Raw genomic sequence first — 3,424 nt, 5'->3', positions numbered from 1 at the left:
CACTATATACCCTACCGGATTATGTCTCGTAATCGCGTGATGGCCCGTTTTTCAGGGCAAACGGGCGACGCCGGATAGAGATAATCTTGACTCCTTCCACCCGCTCCCCATGTCGGGGAAGGAGTTCATCGTGAAGTACGTCATTCATGATCAGGTCGTTCTCGCGCGAGCACCGGAAGGTCCGCTCGCAGCCCATTTGGTAGCCTTTGCGGATGCGCTCAGCGCGCAGGGATACAGCGTAGAACGACTGAAGGTGCAGGTCCGAATCGCCGCACGCTTTAGCCAATGGCTAAAACAGAGAGGCGTGGGTGCACGGGACATCCGCTCCGACCACACGATACGGTACTTACGTTATCGCGTCCGCCATGTCCGAGGCCGATCATGCCTTGACGATCGGGCTGCGCTCAGACATCTCATCGATTTCTTGCGGAGTGAGGGCGTGATTCCTGTCGAGAAGGCAGCGACACGTCGGGTGCCACCGGCTGAGATCTGTGCACAGGCATACGCCGAGTACTTGCGCGACGCACAGGCTCTAGCCGCGGCAACGGTCATTTACTACGTGCCGTTCGTCCGCGATTTTCTTCACTATCGTTTCGGTGACGGGAAGGTCATGCTTTCGCAACTACGTGCCGCAGACGTCGTGGGTTTTGTGCAGCTTAACGCACCACGTCTGCATTTAAAGCGCGCGAAACTCATGACCACTGCCCTGCGATCTTTTCTACGCTACGCGCGCTATCGTGGCGACGTTACGCTGGACCTGGCTGCCGCCGTTCCAGTCGTCGCCAACTGGTCGATGCCATCAATTCCTCGTGCGATTTCCGCTGACCAGACGCGACAGCTGCTGGCTAGCATCGATCGACACACTGCAGTCGGTCGCCGCGACTACGCCATCCTGCTCCTGCTCGCGCGACTGGGATTGCGCTCTGGTGAGGTGGCTGTTCTCGAGCTCGATGATATCGACTGGGGCGCGGGCCAGTTGAGCGTGCGTGGCAAGAGTGGACAACGCAACGAGCTACCCTTACCCGCGGACGTCGGCAAGGCGATCGCCGCATACTTGCAGCATGGGCGTCCACCTAGCGCCAGTCGCCGCGTATTTTTAAGTGCGAGGGCGCCCATAACAGGCTTTGGAACAAATGGCGTCAGCCCCATCGTGCGGCGTTCGCTTCAGCGCGCCGGCATCGACGCGCCTACGACGGGTGCCCATCAGTTCCGCCACGGCCTGGCCACCCAGATGTTGAACCATGGGGCCTCGCTCAGCGAGATCGGCGAGGTGTTGGGGCATCATCATCCACAGACTACAGCGATCTATTCGAAGGTAGACATTAAGGCATTGCGCACACTCGCTTTGCCCTGGCCGGGAGGTGCACGATGAACACGCTTCGCCAAGCCGTTCAGGATTACCTCGATCTGAGACGCAGCCTGGGATTCAAGCTGAAGGAGGCAGGCAAGGCGCTACCAGATTTCGTCGCGTTCATGGAACGGCATCGAGCTTCTTACATTACTCAGGCGTTGGCTCTCGCCTGGGCTCGACAGCCATTGAATGTCCAACCCGCGGAATGGGCGCGACGACTGTGCTATGTACGCCAGTTTGCGCGCCATCGCAGTGCCACCGATCTTCGCACCGAGATACCAGCGCCGGGCTTGTTACCGTTCCAACCCAAGCGGGCTCGACCGTACTTATATTCGGACGGCGAGATCCGTGCACTATTGCGGGCTGCGCTTGAGATGCCATACCACAATGAACGGGAAGCACTTCTGCCGTCGACCTATCATTGCCTGTTCGGATTACTGAGCGTATCGGGAATGCGTCTGGGTGAGGCGCGCAATCTCGAGATACAGGACGTGGATCTGACGGCGGGGATACTGACGATCCGTGGCGCAAAGCTAGGCAAGTCGAGATTCGTTCCTTTGCATGCCTCGACCTCCAAGGTGCTCGCAGGCTATATCGCACGACGCGAGCATCATTGGGCGGGGCGGCCGGTGTCTTCCTACCTGTTCGTTTCGAGCTGGGGAAACCGGATGGACACTGGACAGATTCACCGCGCTTTCTATGCGTTGTCGCGGCAAATCGGCTTGCGCGGCGCATCCGACAGTCACGGCCCGCGTCTGCACGACATGAGACACGTTTTCGCGACGAACACACTTGTACGCTGGTACCAGTCCGATCAGGATCCCGAGCGCCGTCTGCCAATCCTGTCGGCCTACCTCGGCCATGTCCACGTTGAGGATACGCAGTGGTATTTAAGCGGCTCGCCCGAACTGATGCGTGAGGCGATGCGCCGACTCGAACAGCGCTGGGGTGACCGGCCATGACTACTTCTGCCACCTTTGCTCCACTACTGGAACGTTTCTTCACGCAGCGCCTGATGCAGCAGCGCCAGGCGAGTCCTCACACCATCAGTTCCTATCGCGACACCTTTCGGCAATTCCTGAAGTTCGTGCAGCAGCGCCTGCATCGGCCACCGTCCCGGCTGAACTTCGAGGACATCGATGCTCCTCTGATCGTCTCGTTTCTCGATGAGCTTGAGAAGCACCAGGGCGTTAGCGTTCGCACCCGCAATCTGCGCCTCGCGGCAATCCATTCCTTCTTTCGTTACGTCGCGCTCGAAACACCGGCCAATTCCGCCCAGATCCAGCGAGTGCTTGCCATTCCCAGCAAACGCTTCACCCGTACGCTGGTTCACTTCCTGACGCGTCCAGAAGTCGACGCCTTGCTTGCCGCCCCTGATCAACGTACCTGGTCTGGCCGACGTGACCACGCCTTTCTATTGGTCGCGGTACAGACCGGCCTTCGCCTATCCGAGATGACCGGGCTCAATCGCGAGGATCTGATCCTCGGAGCCGGCGCTCACGTGCAGGTGATCGGGAAAGGTCGAAAACAGCGCTGTACACCTATCGCCAGATCCACACGCACCGTACTGAAAGCGTGGTTGCGAGAACCACAACGCGGTGATGGCACAGTTCTGTTTCCCAGTGAGCGGGGTGAACGCCTCAGTGTCCATGGTGTGCAGTACCTGCTAAACAAGCACCGCAAGACCGCGTGTGAAGTTTGCCCGTCATTGAAGCAGAAGCGGGTCACTGTCCACTGTTTAAGACACACCATGGCCATGGACCTTCTGCAACAAGGCGTTCGTCGCTCGGTCATCGCGTTGTGGCTCGGACATGAATCGGTGGAAACCACCGAGATTTATGTCGAAGCGACTCTTGCGATGAAGGAACAGGCCCTAGAGAAGGCAACTCCGCGACGCGGCAAGCCAGGACGCTTCAAGCCGACAGATGAGCTCCTCGACTTCCTGAACAGTCTTTGAACCCTGTAAATTATGTCGGGTGATTGCTTGAGAACATCTGCTTTATGACCGCAATCTTTGGTCGATCGTCGGAGCTCAATCGTGTTACCCGACATAATCCGGTAGGGTATATAGTG

General features: G+C 58.5%; 3 protein-coding genes. All 3 read left to right on the top strand.

The window, feature by feature from the left end:
* Window positions 1–130 precede the first annotated feature (130 nt).
* Genes AC3WQZ_RS35545 through AC3WQZ_RS35535 form a run of 3 tightly spaced genes read left to right on the top strand, consistent with a single transcriptional unit; the run spans window position 131 to window position 3,308 of the window.
* Window positions 131–1,372: a site-specific integrase gene (locus AC3WQZ_RS35545; protein ID WP_454750781.1), complete on the top strand. Its 1,242-nt coding sequence runs from the start codon at window positions 131–133 to the stop codon at window positions 1,370–1,372.
* Window positions 1,369–2,313 (top strand): tyrosine-type recombinase/integrase, encoded by a 945-nt coding sequence (locus tag AC3WQZ_RS35540; RefSeq protein ID WP_454750782.1) that lies wholly within the window; start codon window positions 1,369–1,371, stop codon window positions 2,311–2,313. The genes AC3WQZ_RS35545 and AC3WQZ_RS35540 overlap by 4 nt, the downstream gene beginning before the upstream one ends.
* A complete protein-coding gene (locus AC3WQZ_RS35535) occupies window positions 2,310–3,308 on the top strand; it encodes a site-specific integrase (RefSeq protein WP_454750783.1) in 999 nt (332 codons plus the stop codon). Before AC3WQZ_RS35540 ends, AC3WQZ_RS35535 begins: the two co-directional genes overlap by 4 nt.
* Window positions 3,309–3,424: the final 116 nt, after the last annotated feature.

The organism is Cupriavidus sp. FW305-26 (genome assembly GCF_058787975.1).
This window is presented reverse-complemented; position numbering and strand designations above follow the sequence as displayed.